Raw genomic sequence first — 14,762 nt, 5'->3', positions numbered from 1 at the left:
GCGTGCCGTGGGCTTTGTTTTAAATGTATTGGGCCGCGCTGGCGTGATCCGCCAGTCTCCCCACCTGAAAATCTCAAAACCGTCATCAGCGGTTCGCTGGCAAACCTCGTGTTCGAAGTGGATGAAGATCCATGGGGCCCGGGCGGGAAAATGACTCCACCAGTGAAATGCGTATCAGGTTTTTAGGAGCGCTGTAATGCCTGACATCTATCACTTCTTCCAGCAGCTGGTTAACGGCCTGACCGTTGGCAGCACGTATGCCCTGATCGCCATCGGCTATACGATGGTCTACGGCATCATTGGAATGATCAACTTCGCCCACGGCGAGGTGTACATGATCGGCTCCTACGTGGCGTTCATCGCCATCGCCGGGCTGGCCATGATGGGACTCGACAGTGTCCCGCTGTTGATGACCGCGGCGTTTCTCGCGAGCATCGTGGTTACCAGTGCCTATGGCTACAGCATCGAACGGATCGCCTATCGCCCGTTGCGCGGCAGCAACCGTCTGATCCCGCTGATTTCCGCCATCGGCATGTCGATTTTCCTGCAGAACACGGTTCTGCTTTCGCAAGACTCCAAGGACAAAGCAATCCCCAACCTGATTCCGGGCAATTTCGCCATCGGGCCAGGGGGGGCACATGAAGTGCTGATTTCCTACATGCAAATCGTGGTGTTCGTGGTGACCCTGGTCGCCATGCTCGGCCTGACGCTGTTCATCTCCCGTTCCCGCCTGGGCCGCGCCTGCCGCGCCTGTGCCGAGGACATCAAGATGGCCAACCTGCTGGGTATCAACACCAATAACATCATCGCCCTGACCTTCGTCATCGGTGCCGCCCTGGCGGCGATCGCCGCGGTGCTGTTGAGCATGCAATACGGCGTAATCAACCCCAACGCCGGCTTCCTCGTCGGTCTGAAAGCCTTCACTGCCGCGGTACTCGGCGGCATCGGCAGCATCCCCGGCGCGATGCTCGGCGGGCTGGTGCTGGGCGTGGCGGAAGCCTTTGGCGCCGATATCTTCGGCGATCAGTACAAAGACGTCGTGGCGTTCGGCTTGTTGGTTCTGGTTCTGTTATTCCGGCCGACCGGCATCCTGGGCCGTCCGGAGGTTGAGAAAGTATGACTAGGCATCTCAAATCGGCGCTCTTCAGCGCCCTGCTGGTCTGGGCCGTGGCCTACCCGGTACTCGGTCTCAAGCTGACCATCGTCGGCATCAACTTGGAAGTGCACGGCACCAGCCCGGCCATCCTCGCCACCATCGCGATCTGCTCTGTGCTGATGTTTCTGCGGGTGCTGTTCAGCACGCAGATCAGCGCGGCGTGGAAGGCGTCGCCCGGCGTGCCGGTGATCCCGGCCAAGGCCAGCAACTTCCTCACCCTGCCGTCGACCCAACGCTGGATCGTGCTGGGCCTGATCGTCGTGGCGCTGGTGTGGCCGTTCTTTGGCTCGCGCGGTGCGGTGGACATCGCCACGCTGATCCTGATCTACGTGATGCTCGGCCTGGGCCTGAACATCGTCGTAGGCCTGGCCGGCCTGCTGGACCTGGGCTACGTCGGTTTCTACGCCGTCGGCGCCTACAGCTACGCGCTGCTGTCCCACTACTTCGGCCTGAGCTTCTGGATCTGCCTGCCGATCGCCGGGATGATGGCCGCGACCTTCGGTTTCCTGCTGGGCTTCCCGGTCCTGCGCTTGCGCGGTGACTACCTGGCGATCGTGACCCTGGGTTTTGGCGAGATCATTCGGCTGTTCCTGCGCAACCTGACCGACATTACCGGTGGTCCGAACGGCATCAGCAACATCGAGAAACCGACGTTCTTCGGCCTGACCTTCGAGCGTAAAGCCGCCGAAGGGCTGCAGACCTTCCACGAGTACTTCGGCCTGGAATACAACTCGATCAACAAGGTGATCTTCCTTTACCTGGTTGCCCTGTTGCTGGCCCTGGCGGCGTTGTTCGTCATCAACCGCCTCCTGCGCATGCCGATCGGCCGTGCGTGGGAAGCGCTGCGTGAAGACGAAATCGCCTGCCGTGCGCTGGGTCTCAACCCGACCGTGATCAAGCTGTCGGCGTTTACCCTGGGCGCTGCGTTCGCCGGTTTCGCCGGCAGCTTCTTCGCCGCTCGCCAAGGCCTGGTGACGCCCGAGTCCTTTACCTTCATCGAGTCGGCGATCATTCTCGCCATCGTCGTGCTGGGCGGGATGGGCTCGCAATTGGGTGTGATCCTGGCAGCGATCGTGATGATCCTGCTCCCCGAAATGATGCGTGAATTCAGTGAATACCGCATGTTGATGTTCGGCGCCTTGATGGTGCTGATGATGATCTGGCGTCCTCAAGGTCTGCTGCCTATGCAACGCCCGCACATGGAGCTGCGCAAATGAGCCGCGAGATCCTGAAAGTCGAAAATTTAAGCATGCGCTTCGGCGGCTTGCTGGCGGTCAACGGCGTGGCCCTGACCGTGAAAGAGAAACAAGTGGTTGCCTTGATCGGGCCGAACGGCGCGGGCAAGACCACGGTGTTCAACTGCCTGACTGGCTTCTACCAGCCCACCGGCGGCACCATCCTGCTGGATGGCGAGCCGATCCAGGGCCTGGCCGGCCACCACATCGCTCGCAAGGGCGTGGTGCGGACCTTCCAGAACGTGCGGCTGTTCAAGGACATGACGGCGGTCGAGAACCTGCTGATCGCCCAGCACCGTCACTTGAACACCAACTTCTTTGCCGGCCTGTTCAAGACCCCGTCGTTCCGCAAGAGCGAACGCGAGGCCATGGAGTACGCCGAGTATTGGCTGGACAAGGTCAACCTCACCGAGTTCGCCAACCGTACCGCTGGCACCCTGGCCTACGGTCAACAACGGCGCCTGGAAATCGCCCGCTGCATGATGACCCGCCCGCGGATCCTCATGCTCGACGAACCGGCCGCCGGTCTGAACCCGAAGGAAACCGAGGACCTGAAGGCGCTGATCAGCGTGTTGCGCGAGGAGCACAACGTCACCGTGCTGCTGATCGAGCACGACATGAAGCTGGTCATGAGCATTTCCGACCACATCGTCGTGATCAACCAGGGCACGCCCCTGGCCGACGGCACGCCGGAACAGATCCGCGACAATCCTGAAGTGATCAAAGCCTACCTGGGGGAAGCGTAAATGCTGCAGTTCGAAAACGTTTCCACCTTCTACGGCAAGATCCAGGCCCTGCACAGCGTCAACGTCGAGGTCCGCCAAGGCGAAATCGTCACGCTGATCGGTGCCAACGGCGCGGGCAAGTCCACGCTGCTGATGACGCTCTGCGGTTCGCCCCAGGCCCACAGCGGCAGCATCCGCTACATGGGTGAGGAACTGGTGGGTCAGGACTCGGCGCGCATCATGCGCAAGAGCATCGCGGTGGTGCCGGAAGGTCGTCGGGTGTTTGCCCGACTGACCGTGGAAGAAAACCTCGCCATGGGCGGGTTCTTCACCGACAAGGGCGACTACCAGGAACAGATGGACAAGGTGCTGCACCTTTTCCCACGCCTGAAAGAGCGTTTTAACCAGCGCGGCGGCACCATGTCCGGCGGTGAACAGCAAATGCTCGCCATCGGTCGTGCGCTGATGAGCAAGCCCAAGCTGCTGCTGCTCGACGAGCCTTCCCTGGGCCTGGCGCCGATCATCATCCAGCAGATCTTCGACATCATCGAACAGCTGCGCAAGGATGGCGTGACGGTGTTCCTGGTGGAGCAGAACGCCAACCAGGCGCTGAAAATCGCCGACCGGGCGTACGTGCTGGAGAACGGTCGCGTGGTGATGCAAGGCACCGGTGAAGCGCTGCTGACCGACCCGAAAGTGCGCGAGGCGTACTTGGGCGGTTGAGTCTGTTGCAATGAAAAAAACGGCCTTCGGGCCGTTTTTTTTCGCCCCGATCGCAAGTGCCGCCCCTTGTGGCGAGGGGATTTATCCCCTCGCCACAAAAGGTAAGCGTCAGGAACTGCTACAACCGATCCAACGCCTCCCCGCTCCTCTTGAACCACTCAATCAAATAATCGGCCAGCACTTGCGTCCGCTTGGGTAATCCGCCTTGGTACGGGTGCACCAGATACATCGGCATACGCCGGGTCTGGAAATCACGCAGCAGCCAGCGCAGCCGTCCATCGGCCAACTCCTCGTTGAGCAGGTAAGACGGCAAACGGGCAATTCCAGCCCCCGCCAGAGCGGCTTTTTTCAACAGGCTGTAATGGTTACTGGCAAACGGCCCGGACACTCGCACCCGTAGCAGTTCATGTTGCTGGTGATACAGCCACTCCTCCCGTCCGCTGTAGTGACTGTTGAGCAAGCACTTATGCTCCGCCAAGGCCTGGGGCGTTTGCGGCTCGCCGTAGCGCTCCAGATAAGCCGGACTGGCGCAGGTCATTTCATGCCAGGCCAGCAACGGACGAGCCACCAATCGCTCATCGATCGCCGCATCGGAGCGGATCGCCAGGTCAAAGCCATCGCGGGACAGATCGCGATAGCCATTATTGAGCTCCAGCTCGATCTGCACGTCGGGATAGGCCAGGGCAAACTCGGTAAGCAGCCCCTCGAAGAAGGTTTCACCCAACGAAACCGGAACCGTCATACGCACCGGCCCGGAAACTTCGCCTTTCAAGCGCGCCAATGCCTGACGCGCCCTTTCCACTTGGACCAGCAACGCCTGGGCCTGAGGCAACAATGCAGCGCCCGCCGCAGTGAGGCTCAAGCGCCGTGTCGTGCGCTGGAGCAGCAGCACCGAAAACCGTTCCTCCAGAAGACTGATGCGCTTGGACAGTTGCCCCTTGCTGCACCCCAACTGCTGCGCCGCCAAGGTGAAACTGCCAGCCTCCACCAGCACGGCAAACGCGGCGAGGTCGTCTATTTCGCTCATTGGATTGTTTCCAAATGAAAACCAAAGGTTTCCCATTAGCACGCTTATCCCCAGGAAAATCCACTCTAGACTTCAACCTCGTTCAACCCCACTGAGGTACAGCCCATGAAAATCCTGTTGATCGGCGCCAACGGCACCATCGGTTCAGCCATCGATAACGAGTTATCGCCCCGCCACGAAATCGTGCGCATCGGCCGACACAGCGGTGACGTTCAGGTGGACATCAGCGACAGCGCCTCGATCCGCGCCCTGTTCGAAAAGACCGGACGCTTCGACGCGCTGATCTGTGCCGCGGGCAATGTCACCTTCGCGCCCTTGTCCGACATGACTGAAGAAAGCTTCGCCCTCGGTTTGAAAGACAAACTGATGGGTCAGGTGAACCTGCTGCTGATCGGCCGCGAATTTGCCAACGACGGTGCATCCTTCACATTCACTACTGGCGTACTCAGCCACGACCCGATCAAAAGCGGCGCCTCGGCAGCCCTGGTGAACGGCGCCCTCGACAGTTTCGTGCGCGCGGCGGCAATCGAATTGCCACGAGGGCTGCGGATCAATTCGGTGAGTCCGAACGTGCTGCTGGAAGCCATGGATAAATATGCGCCGTACTTCCGTGGCTACAAGCCGGTTCCCGCAGCGGAAGTGGCATTGGCCTACGCCAAGAGTGTCGAAGGCCTACAAACCGGACAGACCTTTCACGTGGGCTAACCCCCTTGTGATGATGGATCAGTCTGAGTAACGTGGCGGCACTTGTCTGGAGACCCAATGATGCGTGCCGCTCGTTCCCTGTTGTTTGTCGCCCTTTTCCCGCTGTTCGGCGGCTGCCAGTTGCTCGAAGCCCCGCGCCAGAGCGCGTCCCATGCCGGGCAGACGCGTATGCAAGGCGAACTGACGGCGGCGGATGGAAAGCTGGTGTTCCAGCCATGCCAGGAACAGCGCCGCTATATTATCAATGACACCGGCGGCACCAGCGTCCTGCAACAAGCCGCCACCTTGGCGGATGATAGCGGCAAGTTGTTCGCCGACCTGCGCGGCCGCATCGTTTCCAGCCCGTCGGCCGGTACCGGCAGCCAGTTGGATGTGGAGCAACTGTATCGTCTGGAACCTTCGGGGACCGCTTGCGACGACGCTGACTTCAAGCGCGTGATTCTGCGCGCAACGGGCCACAGCCCAGAATGGACCCTCACGGCCACCGGCAAAGGCCTGGTCCTCGATCGCGAAGGCCAATCGCCGCTGGCGGTGCCTTACGTCGAGGAGCAACTGGGCGACGGCCGCTTCAACCTTGGCACCGAGGCCAACGGCCAGAAAGTCGAGCTCTGGGTCACGCCTGCGCGCTGTGTCGACAGTAAGTCCGGCAGCGTGCAACACATGACTGCGGAGTTGCGGGTCAATGGCCAGGTCCAGCGCGGTTGTGCCTATTTCGGCGGCGCGCGCGACGACTGATCCGACGGGAAGTTGTTTAAACCTCACCGAAAGCGGGTTTGCGGCTTATAATCGCCGGTTTGAAATACGCCCTGGCGCAGTAGTGCGCCCCGCGAACCGGACCCCGTCATGTTACGAATCACCGAACTCAAGCTGCCGATCGACCATCCCGAAGAAGACCTGCGTCCCGCCATCGTGCAACGCCTGGGCATCGCCAGCGATGACCTGCTCGACTTCACCTTGTTCAAGCGCAGCTACGACGCACGCAAGAAATCCTCCGAGCTGTGCTTCATCTACACCATCGACCTGACGGTGCGGGATGAAGCCAGCGTGCTGCGCAAGTTCGCCGATGATCGTAACGTCAACGAAGCGCCGGACATCAGCTACAAGGTGGTTGGCCAGGCGCCGGCCGACCTGAGCGAACGGCCGATCGTGGTCGGCTTCGGCCCGTGCGGCATCTTCGCCGCCATGTTGCTGGCGCAGATGGGCTTCAAGCCGATCATCCTCGAACGAGGCCCGGAAGTGCGCCAGCGCACCAAGGATACCTGGGGCCTGTGGCGCAAAAACGTGCTCAACCCCGAATCCAACGTGCAGTTCGGCGAAGGCGGCGCGGGAACCTTCTCCGACGGCAAGCTCTACAGCCAGATCAAGGATCCGAAATTCCTCGGGCGAAAGGTCCTGCACGAGTTCGTCAAGGCCGGGGCGCCGGAAGAAATCCTTTACGTCAGCAAGCCACACATCGGTACGTTCCGCCTGACAGGCGTCGTGGAAAACATGCGTGAGCAGATTCGCGCCCTGGGCGGCGAAGTCCGCTTTGGACAGCGGGTCACAGATGTGCTGATCGAGGACGGCCAACTGATCGGCGTCGAGCTGGCCAGCGGTGAACAGATCCATTCCAGACATGTAATTCTTGCCTTGGGCCACAGCGCCCGGGACACGTTCCGCATGCTCCACAGCCGTGGCGTGTACATGGAAGCCAAGCCGTTCTCGGTGGGTTTCCGCATTGAACACCCGCAATCGCTGATCGACAGCGCGCGCCTGGGCAAGTACGCCGGACACCCGAAACTCGGCGCCGCGGACTACAAACTGGTGCACCACGCCAAGAATGGCCGTTCCGTGTACAGTTTCTGCATGTGCCCGGGCGGCACCGTGGTGGCGGCAACCTCCGAGCCGAACCGCGTCGTGACCAACGGCATGAGCCAGTATTCGCGTAATGAGCGCAACGCCAACTCCGGCATCGTTGTCGGCATTACTCCGGAAGTGGATTATCCAGGTGGCCCGCTGGCGGGCATCGAGTTGCAGGAACGTCTCGAATCCCATGCCTTCGTGCTGGGCGGCAGCAACTATGAAGCCCCTGCGCAACTGGTGGGCGATTTCATCGCCGGCAAGCCGTCCACGGCGCTGGGCAGCGTCGAACCGTCCTACAAGCCTGGGGTTGCCTTGGGCGACCTGGCCCTGGCATTGCCGGACTTCGCCATCGAAGCCATCCGCGAAGCGCTGCCTGCGTTCGAAAAACAGATCCGTGGCTATTCGCTGCATGACGCCGTGCTGACCGGCATCGAGACGCGCACGTCGTCGCCGCTGCGCATCACGCGAAACGAAACACTGCAGAGCTTGAATGTGAAAGGCTTGTTCCCGGCAGGCGAAGGCGCCGGTTATGCGGGCGGGATCCTCTCGGCGGGCGTCGATGGAATCCGGATTGCCGAGGCGGTGGCGCGGGACATGCTCGGCCTCGAGGCCTGACACCGGACCTGTGGGAGCGAGCTTGCTCGCGATGGCGGCCGGACATTCAATATAGATTGATTGATCTACCGCTTTCGCGAGCAGGCTCGCTCCCACAAGGGATCGCGGTGATTCAGATATTGGCCCGCAACACACTCTCCGGCAGCGCTTCGCCCCGCTCCACACACGCCGCCACCGCGCTGATCAACGCATCCAATTCATACCCTTGCTCCTTGAGCCACCCCGGGTCGTAGTAAGTCGTGGCGTAACGCTCCCCGCCATCACACAAAATCGCCACGATCGAGCCCGATTCGCCGGCGTCCGCCATGCATCTTGCGGCAATCAGCGCGCCGATCAGGTTGGTGCCGCTGGAACCGCCGACCCGCCGACCCAAGCGTTGGGCCAGGTAGTGCATGGCCGCGAGAGACAAGGCGTCCGGCACCTTGACCATCGCATCGATGACCTTGGGCAGGAACGACGCTTCGACCCGCGGTCGGCCGATGCCTTCGATCCGCGAACCGCAATCCAGGCGCAGGCTGGCATCGCCGCTGCGGTAGTAGTCAAAGAACACCGACCGCTCGGCATCGGCACACAGCACACGAGTGCAATGCTGGCGGTAGCGTACGTAGCGTCCGAGGGTGGCGGTGGTGCCGCCGGTGCCGGGACTGGAGATCAGCCAAGTCGGCTCCGGATGCTGCTCGAAGCGCATCTGCTGAAAGATCGACTCGGCAATATTGTTATTGGCTCGCCAGTCCGTGGCGCGCTCGGCGTAGGTGAATTGGTCGATGAAATGCCCGTCATGCTCATGGGCCAGGCGCTCGGATTCGGCGTAAATCTGCGTAGGATCATTCACCAGATGGCTCTGGCCGCCATAGAAGGCGATTTGTGCGATTTTTTCCCGGGAGGTGCTCGCGGGCATCACCGCAATAAACGGCAGGCCCAGCAATCTTGCGAAATAAGCCTCGGAGATCGCCGTCGATCCGCTGGACGCCTCGATCACCGGCGCACCGGGCTTGAGCCAGCCGTTGCACAACGCGTAGAGAAACAGCGACCGGGCCAGCCGATGCTTGAGGCTGCCGGTGGGATGACTCGACTCATCCTTGAAATACAGCTCTATGCCCGGCAACCCCGGCAACGGCAGCGGGATCAGGTGCGTATCGGCGCTGCGCTGGAAATCGGCCTCGATGATGCGAATGGCCTCGCGCGCCCACTGGCGGTGGTCGTTCATGGTGTGTGTGTTCTCACTGGATCGGTACGACACAGGCAGACCGATGGCCGTGGGGCACGATCTGGTTCGGAAATACGAGACGCAAGCTTAGGAAAAAACCGACATCCCGCACAGGTACAGCTAAGGTCCAATATGGCACGGAACTGCCTGATCACCTGAGACAGTGCTTTGCAACGACATATAACAAAATAGAATATAACTTTTGTTTTAGTAACCAACGGTACAGGTTAGGGTGTGCCATCTTTTTGAAATGATGAAATGGAGAGCAACCTTGGCTCTACGTAATTCTCTATCACGGTTTTTCCAACTCGAAGCAGCCAGTGGTCTGTTGCTGATCGCCGCCGCCGTGCTGGCCCTGCTCATCAACAACTCGCCATTGTCTTGGCTCTATGAGGGCTTGCTTGACACGCCAGTGGTTGCACAAGTCGGTGCGCTGAAAATCGCCAAGCCCCTTCTGCTGTGGATCAACGATGGCTTGATGGCGTTGTTCTTCCTGCTGATTGGCCTGGAAGTAAAACGCGAAGTGCTCGACGGACAACTGTCGAAGCCGTCGCAAATCGTCTTGCCAGGCGCAGCAGCGATCGGTGGCATGCTGGTACCGGCCCTGATCTACTGGTTCCTCAACCGCGACAATCCCGCCGCCCTCGCTGGCTGGGCTATTCCGACCGCCACCGACATCGCCTTTGCCCTGGGCGTGCTGGCATTGCTCGGCAAGCGGGTCCCGGTGTCGCTCAAGCTGTTCCTGATGACCCTGGCGATCATTGACGACCTGGGCGCCATTATTATCATCGCGATCTTTTATTCGGGTGCCTTGTCGACCTTGTCGCTGGGGTTGGCCGCCGCGTGCATAGCCGGCCTGGTGGCGATGAACCGGATGGGCGTGGTCAAGCTCGGACCGTATATGGTGGTCGGGTTGATTCTCTGGGTCTGCGTACTCAAGAGCGGCGTCCACGCCACGCTGGCCGGTGTGACTCTGGCGTTCTGCATTCCGCTGCGCACGAAAAACGCCGAAACCTCGCCGTCGTTGACACTGGAGCATGCCCTGCATCCCTGGGTGGCCTACGGCATCCTGCCGCTGTTTGCGTTCGCCAACGCCGGTCTGTCGCTGAATGGCGTCACGGTGGAGAGCTTCACTCATCATGTGCCGATGGGCATTGCGATCGGCCTGTTGCTTGGCAAGACCGTCGGCGTGTTCGGCCTGACTTGGCTGGCCGTCAAGATCGGCATCGCCAGCCTGCCCGCCGGGGCTAATTGGGGGCAGATACTGGGGGTGGCGATACTTTGCGGGATCGGCTTTACGATGAGCCTGTTCGTAGGCTCCCTGGCGTTTGAGCCGGGTGTGAGTGAGTACGCGGGCATGGATCGGATGGGGATTCTTACCGGGTCGATCCTGGCGGCGTTGATTGGGTATGGGGTTACGGCTATGGCCAGTCGCAGGATTGCTGTGACGGCTTCGTGATGGTGTGCATATCCGTTTCTGCGGTAACGGCTGCTGGCGGTTCCGCAGGAATGGATATGCACCCATTCCAAGGAAGGATCAAACCAACTTAGTGCGATACGCGACTCGTACCACCCACAGTCGAAATCCGCACCCGCTCACCCACGCGGAAAACCTCATTCTCCTGAACCTGCTGCACATAGGCACGCATGCTGCCGTCATCTTCACGAACAGTAATTTCAACACCCTGGGTACGGGTCAAGCCTTCTTCAGTCGCGGAGCCGATCAGGCCGCCGGCCACTGCACCGATGACGGCTGCTACGATGCTGCCACGGCCACCACCGATGGCGCTGCCACCCACGCCACCGACCACCGCACCGGCAGCTCCGCCGATCGGGGTCTTGGTGCCTTCGATCTTGACCGGGCGCAGGGATTCAATGGTCCCCATGCGAATCGTCTGGACGCGACGCGCTTCGTCACGGGAATAGGAGTCACCGGTCAGGCTCGACTGACAGCCAGTGAGCAACATCGCCATCGTGGAAAAGGAAGCAACCAGCAAAACAGACTTACGCATAGCATCAACTCCAAAAGACAGGGATCCATTAAACTCCCCGGCTTGACGCCTGTCACGGCTTCACCGGGAAAATTTGCTTTCATTCAGGTGGGATACAGGCGCACCCGAAAAAATTCATCACACAGTAGCGCCAATTTCAAAAGTCTGCGTCATTGACCCAGGATTTTTCATGGATTACTTCATCATCGTCGCGACCACCTTGGCCGGCCTGTACTTCCACTGGTGGCTGTACGTACGCATCAAACGTTGGGCGGACCGCGACCTGGCATTGTCGCTGGCGGGGCAGGACGAGCAGAAGAAAAGCTACATGTTGGAACAATTGGCCCGCGCCCGTGAACAACGAATCAAGCGACGGGACCTGCCGCAATGGCTCGACGCCGCTGCGACAGATTATCCGGATGTCACGGCGCCAGGCGCTCGCGAATCCAGTCCGCCCCTTGAAGGCGGTAGTTGAGACGGTCGTGAAGGCGGCTCGGGCGGCCCTGCCAGAACTCGATACGCTCGGGCAGCAGCCGATAACCGCCCCAATGCTCGGGGCAATGGGGTTGGCTGTCGCTGAAACGTTGTTCGGTGGCCTTGAGCAGATCCTCAAGCTCACCGCGCCCGGCGATTACCCGGCTCTGGGGTGAGGCCCACGCACCGAGGCGGCTGCCCAGCGGCCGGACCTGGTAATACGCGTCCGATTCCTGCGCCGTGACTTTCACAACCTTGCCTTCGATGCGCACCTGGCGCTCCAGGGTCGGCCAGAAAAACGTCATGGCCGCGAATGGATTCGCGGCAATTTGCTGACCTTTGGCGCTGTCGTAGTTGGTGAAGAATGTGAAGCCCTGGGAATCGAGTCCCTTGAGCAGCAGGATCCGGCAGTGGGGACGACCGTCCGCATCCACGGTCGCCAGGGTCATGGCGTTGGCCTCCACCGGGGCCTGTTCGGTTTTCACCGCGTCGGCAAACCATTGGTGGAAAAGCGCGAACGGCTCGGCCGGGGCTTGCGCCTCGGTCAAGCCATCACGGGTGTAGTCACGACGCATATCAGCCAGCGCTTGGGTCATGGCGCGTTCCTTGTGATTAGCCAATCACTGTTTGGGGGTGTCGGCGGCAGCGACTTTTTTCGCATCGGTCGCAGCCTTGGCCGGCTCTGGTTTCTTCGCCGGGGTGGCTTTCTTGGCCGGGCTTTTCTTCGCAGGAGCCTTCGCGGGCGCCTTCGCAGGAGCCTTCTTGGCCGCCGCTTTCTTGGTGGCCGGGGCTGCGGCTTTTTTCGGCGCAGCGGCCGGAGCCGGGGCCGCCGGCTTCACGTCCTGCGCAGCAACCATCGTCATCGGTGCAGGGGCCGGCATGTTGTATTTGCTCAACAAGGCAACCATGGTATTGGCCGGAGTGACCAACAACTCCACGCGACGGTTCAAGGCTCGACCTTCAACACTGTCGTTGGCCGCACGTGGCGCCACCGAGCCCATGCCGCGCAGCATCAGCCGATCACGCTGCAATCCGCTGAGGCGGAAAATCGCTGCGACGGACTGGGCACGTTCCTGGCTGAGTTTCAGATTGGCCGGCGCCGCGCCGGACGTATCAGCGTGACCGAGGATCAGCACGGCGGTTTTCGGGTCAGCTTCAAGCACCTTGGCGACACGGGTAAACGGGCCGAGTGTCACCGGTAGCAGCATGGCCGGACGGTCCGGGTTGAACGAGCTGTCCACGGGCGCGGTGACCACCAGCACGTTATCGCGGCGCTCGAGTTCAAGCTTGCTGTCCTTGATGGCGGTGCGCAATTTCGGCTCATAGTCGTCGAGCCAGGCCTGGGTGACTTTAGGGTCAGGCATCGGCACCGCCTTGGCGGTTTCCTGATCCTTGCCGCCGAATGGCCACCACCATTTGCCGTTACTCTCGGCTTCGGCCTTCGCCTGCGGTGCGACGGTAGCGGGTTTCACCGGAGTCTCCGGGGCCGGATCCTTGCTCGCAACCTTGTCGGACGACCCGAACGGCCACCAGGCGCTGCCGCCCTCGGCATCATTTTGTGGATTTTGCGCGCAACCGGTAATGGCGAAGCACAGCGCCAGGGCAAGGGTTTTGTTCGATGACATTGGATAATCCACAAAATGATCTAGATGAAAAAACAAAGGCCATGTTCCGGCCGCATAAACAGACGCTTGGAAACCAAAAGGAACACGAGGTTCCTGTATCCGCTCACCTCAGTGGCGCTTTATAGACAAGTGGCAAGCACCCTCGCAAGGTTCTGCGCACGCGGATCCATCAAGACATAGGGCCCGAGTGTATTGGTCACGAAACCGAACGCGACATCATGTTCCGGGTCGGCAAAACCGATGGAGCCTCCTGCCCCAGGGTGACCAAACGCTCGCGGCCCCAGGCCAAAGGTCGCGTTAGGCAGATCAGGCTGATCGAGCATGCACCCCAGGCCGAAGCGGGTCTGGGTCAATAACGTCTTGTCCTCGCCGAAGCTGTGCTGGCGGGTCAGCTCATCGAGCATTTCACCTTCCAGCAGGCTGCCATCGAGCAGGCCGGCGTAGAACCCGGCGAGACTGCGGGCGTTACCGTGGCCATTGGCTGCCGGTTGCTGCATACGCCGCCATTCGGGCTTGTTGGTGCTGGTCATGATCGACGGCGGGTTGGTGAAGGCCCGCGTAGTCAGCGCCGTGGGCTCGCGCATCGTCACTTGCAACAGGCGCTGGGCCGCTGCGTCGCCGACATTGCCTTTGCCCCGGGCGATATGCGCCACGCGATGAAACTCTTCGTCGGCCAGGCCAACGTGAAAATCCAGGCCCAAGGGTTTGGCGATCCGAGCCACGATGGACTCCCCCGGCCCACGGCCATCGGCTCTGCGCAGCAGTTCGCCCACCAACCAGCCGTAGGTGATCGCGGCATAACCGTGGCCTTCGCCGGGCGTCCACCAAGGTGTTTCAGCGGCCAGGGCATCGACCATGGTCTGCCAGTCATAAAGTGCTTCTGGGGCCAACAGTTCCCTCAGCGCCGGAAGACCGGCCTGGTGGCAAAGCAACTGACGCAGGGTGATCGATTGTTTGCCGGCTGCGGCGAATTCAGGCCAATAGCGCGCGACCGGGGCATCCAACTGCAACTTGCCCTCGGCCACCAATTGCAGGGCCGTGACGGCGGTGAATGTCTTGGTGCAGGAGAACAGGTTGGCGATGGTGTCGCTGTGCCAGGCTTCACTGCCATCCTTGTCGGCGGTGCCGGCCCAGATGTCGATAACGGTGCGGCCACCCACCTGGATGCATAACGCAGCGCCACGTTCCTGGGGATCGTCGAACAGCGCGGCGAAGGCTTCACGCACCGACTCGAACTGAAGCTCGTAATGACCTTGAATTTGCACCCGCAACTCCGTTGAAACAAAGACTTTTTCAGGTAGCTGGCATTGTTTCAGCCATTGGTGTTTTTGTGAACCTTCGTGAGACGGCTGGTTAAGCGCAGTCTCCTGTGGTGAGGGAACTTGCTCCCGCCGGACCGCTTTGTAGGAGCTGCGTAGGAGCTGCCGAGTGCAACGG

General features: G+C 60.9%; 15 protein-coding genes. 9 read left to right on the top strand and 6 right to left on the bottom strand.

Features of this window, described 5'->3' with window-relative positions:
* Positions 1–196 precede the first annotated feature (196 nt).
* Genes livH through FHK92_RS18460 form a run of 4 tightly spaced genes read left to right on the top strand, consistent with a single transcriptional unit; the run spans position 197 to position 3,839 of the window.
* Entirely contained in the window at positions 197–1,120 is a 924-nt protein-coding gene (livH, locus tag FHK92_RS18475) for a high-affinity branched-chain amino acid ABC transporter permease LivH (protein ID WP_181289305.1), read from the top strand.
* On the top strand, positions 1,117–2,373 hold the full coding sequence (locus tag FHK92_RS18470) for a high-affinity branched-chain amino acid ABC transporter permease LivM (RefSeq protein ID WP_181289304.1): 1,257 nt from the start codon (positions 1,117–1,119) through the stop codon (positions 2,371–2,373). Before livH ends, FHK92_RS18470 begins: the two co-directional genes overlap by 4 nt.
* On the top strand, positions 2,370–3,137 hold the full coding sequence (gene livG, locus FHK92_RS18465) for a high-affinity branched-chain amino acid ABC transporter ATP-binding protein LivG (protein ID WP_181289303.1): 768 nt from the start codon (positions 2,370–2,372) through the stop codon (positions 3,135–3,137). Before FHK92_RS18470 ends, livG begins: the two co-directional genes overlap by 4 nt.
* On the top strand, positions 3,138–3,839 hold the full coding sequence (locus tag FHK92_RS18460) for an ABC transporter ATP-binding protein (RefSeq protein WP_181289302.1): 702 nt from the start codon (positions 3,138–3,140) through the stop codon (positions 3,837–3,839). It abuts the gene before it with no gap.
* Positions 3,840–3,957: 118 nt separating this feature from the next.
* On the opposite strand, the gene FHK92_RS18455 is transcribed toward FHK92_RS18460, so the two are convergent.
* Positions 3,958–4,866: a LysR family transcriptional regulator gene (locus FHK92_RS18455; RefSeq protein ID WP_181289301.1), complete on the bottom strand. Its 909-nt coding sequence runs from the start codon at positions 4,864–4,866 to the stop codon at positions 3,958–3,960.
* Between the two features lie 105 nt (positions 4,867–4,971).
* On the opposite strand from FHK92_RS18455, the gene FHK92_RS18450 reads away from it, so the two are divergent.
* From FHK92_RS18450 to FHK92_RS18440, 3 genes are all read left to right on the top strand, one after another.
* A complete protein-coding gene (locus FHK92_RS18450) occupies positions 4,972–5,571 on the top strand; it encodes a short chain dehydrogenase (RefSeq protein ID WP_181289300.1) in 600 nt (199 codons plus the stop codon).
* A gap of 60 nt (positions 5,572–5,631) precedes the next feature.
* Complete coding sequence (locus tag FHK92_RS18445) at positions 5,632–6,306, top strand: COG3650 family protein (RefSeq protein WP_181289299.1); 675 nt, start codon at positions 5,632–5,634, stop codon at positions 6,304–6,306.
* 108 nt (positions 6,307–6,414) lie between these two features.
* Entirely contained in the window at positions 6,415–8,028 is a 1,614-nt protein-coding gene (locus FHK92_RS18440; RefSeq protein ID WP_181289298.1) for an NAD(P)/FAD-dependent oxidoreductase, read from the top strand.
* A gap of 112 nt (positions 8,029–8,140) precedes the next feature.
* On the opposite strand, the gene FHK92_RS18435 is transcribed toward FHK92_RS18440, so the two are convergent.
* Positions 8,141–9,235: a PLP-dependent cysteine synthase family protein gene (locus tag FHK92_RS18435; protein WP_181289297.1), complete on the bottom strand. Its 1,095-nt coding sequence runs from the start codon at positions 9,233–9,235 to the stop codon at positions 8,141–8,143.
* Positions 9,236–9,506: 271 nt separating this feature from the next.
* Between FHK92_RS18435 and nhaA the strand changes: the two genes are divergently transcribed.
* Positions 9,507–10,694: a Na+/H+ antiporter NhaA gene (nhaA, locus tag FHK92_RS18430; protein WP_181289296.1), complete on the top strand. Its 1,188-nt coding sequence runs from the start codon at positions 9,507–9,509 to the stop codon at positions 10,692–10,694.
* Between the two features lie 88 nt (positions 10,695–10,782).
* Here the strand turns inward: nhaA and FHK92_RS18425 are convergent, their stop codons facing one another.
* Positions 10,783–11,247 carry an outer membrane lipoprotein gene (locus tag FHK92_RS18425; protein ID WP_024776354.1) on the bottom strand — a complete coding sequence of 155 codons (465 nt, stop codon included), beginning with the start codon at positions 11,245–11,247 and terminating at the stop codon, positions 10,783–10,785.
* 169 nt (positions 11,248–11,416) lie between these two features.
* Here FHK92_RS18425 and FHK92_RS18420 point away from each other — a divergent pair, with 169 nt between their 5' ends.
* Positions 11,417–11,701, top strand: coding sequence for a hypothetical protein (locus FHK92_RS18420; protein WP_181289295.1), 285 nt, complete (start codon positions 11,417–11,419; stop codon positions 11,699–11,701).
* On the opposite strand, the gene pdxH is transcribed toward FHK92_RS18420, so the two are convergent.
* The 3 genes from pdxH to FHK92_RS18405 all read right to left on the bottom strand — a co-directional run bounded on the left by pdxH (position 11,649) and on the right by FHK92_RS18405 (position 14,590).
* Positions 11,649–12,296: a pyridoxamine 5'-phosphate oxidase gene (gene pdxH / locus FHK92_RS18415; RefSeq protein ID WP_181289294.1), complete on the bottom strand. Its 648-nt coding sequence runs from the start codon at positions 12,294–12,296 to the stop codon at positions 11,649–11,651. The genes FHK92_RS18420 and pdxH overlap by 53 nt on opposite strands.
* A 24-nt stretch (positions 12,297–12,320) precedes the next feature.
* Positions 12,321–13,325: an OmpA family protein gene (locus FHK92_RS18410; RefSeq protein ID WP_181289293.1), complete on the bottom strand. Its 1,005-nt coding sequence runs from the start codon at positions 13,323–13,325 to the stop codon at positions 12,321–12,323.
* Between the two features lie 119 nt (positions 13,326–13,444).
* Positions 13,445–14,590, bottom strand: a complete 1,146-nt coding sequence (locus FHK92_RS18405; protein WP_181289292.1) for a serine hydrolase domain-containing protein — start codon at positions 14,588–14,590, stop codon at positions 13,445–13,447.
* Positions 14,591–14,762: the final 172 nt, after the last annotated feature.

Origin of the sequence: Pseudomonas brassicacearum subsp. neoaurantiaca (assembly GCF_013608025.1) — a bacterium.
Lineage (GTDB): Bacteria > Pseudomonadota > Gammaproteobacteria > Pseudomonadales > Pseudomonadaceae > Aquipseudomonas.
The sequence above is the reverse complement of the archived record's forward strand: the minus strand, read 5'-3'. Positions and strand labels throughout refer to the sequence as shown.